Origin of the sequence: Streptomyces sp. NRRL F-5755, from assembly GCF_001279365.1 — a bacterium.
Taxonomy (GTDB): Bacteria; Actinomycetota; Actinomycetes; order Streptomycetales; family Streptomycetaceae; genus Streptomyces; species Streptomyces rimosus.
This window is the reverse complement of the sequence record NZ_LGCW01000171.1, coordinates 1-836: the sequence shown is the minus strand read 5'-3', so window position 1 is coordinate 836 and position 836 is coordinate 1. Positions and strand designations below refer to the sequence as shown.

Here is an 836-nt window from a genome sequence, read left to right as displayed (position 1 = left end):
CCCCCTCACCTCATCCCCCCAATCTCCTCAACGTCTCCCCCGCGCTGCTCTTGAGCATCCCGGCGACCTGATCGGTTGTCGGTGGCTTGGTCGAGGTGTTGCGGGAGGTGTAGCTCGACCATGTGATCTGGTAGGTCATCCAGCCGTCGCGGACGCCGAGGATCACGTACGAGCCGCTGCTGTCGTCGGACCGGCTGACGAGGTATGCCTCGTCGCCGATGCCGGACACCGGTGTGACCTTGTACGCGATCGAGCTGCGCTGGCTCTCGTACGCGCGGTAGCCGTCCGCGAACTCCGCCGTCGGGTCGGTCTTCTTGTGCAGGGTGGCGGCGCTGTAGACCCAGGTCGAGGAGTAGTCGTTGCTGCCCGCGTCGGACGCCTTCAGCTCGGCGTTGCACCACATCGAATCCACCGCGCCCTGCTGCACGCCGCTGTACTGCGGGTTCTGCGCGCTGCTGCCCGACGCGCCGGACGAGGAGGATGAGCCGCCGGCCGGTTTGATCTTGTAGTTCGAGCTTTCGAAGGGTGTGAACGAGGTGCGGTTGCACAGGTCGGACGTGTACGAGTAGCCCGCCAGGTCGGGGTCGGGCTGCGCCTCCCCGAAGGCGCCGGCGGCGAAGAGGATCGCGCCGCCCATCGCCGACGCGGCGACCGCCCCGCCGAGCGCCCACAGCCAGTGCTGCGTACTCCCGCCCCCGGAACCGCCTGCCACCCCACCGGACCCGCCAGACCCACCAGGACCTCCGGAGACACCAGGCCCCCCTGAGACCCCAGGCCCAGGCCCTCCAGACACGCCAGGCCCGACTGCTCCTGCACCCGCTCCCGTACCCGCCTGC

The 836-nt window shown here is 69.4% G+C and carries 1 protein-coding gene; it reads right to left on the bottom strand.

What is annotated here, in order from left to right:
• Window positions 1-10 precede the first annotated feature (10 nt).
• Entirely contained in the window at window positions 11-712 is a 702-nt protein-coding gene (locus tag ADK86_RS16385) for a hypothetical protein (protein ID WP_053697247.1), read from the bottom strand.
• Window positions 713-836: the final 124 nt, after the last annotated feature.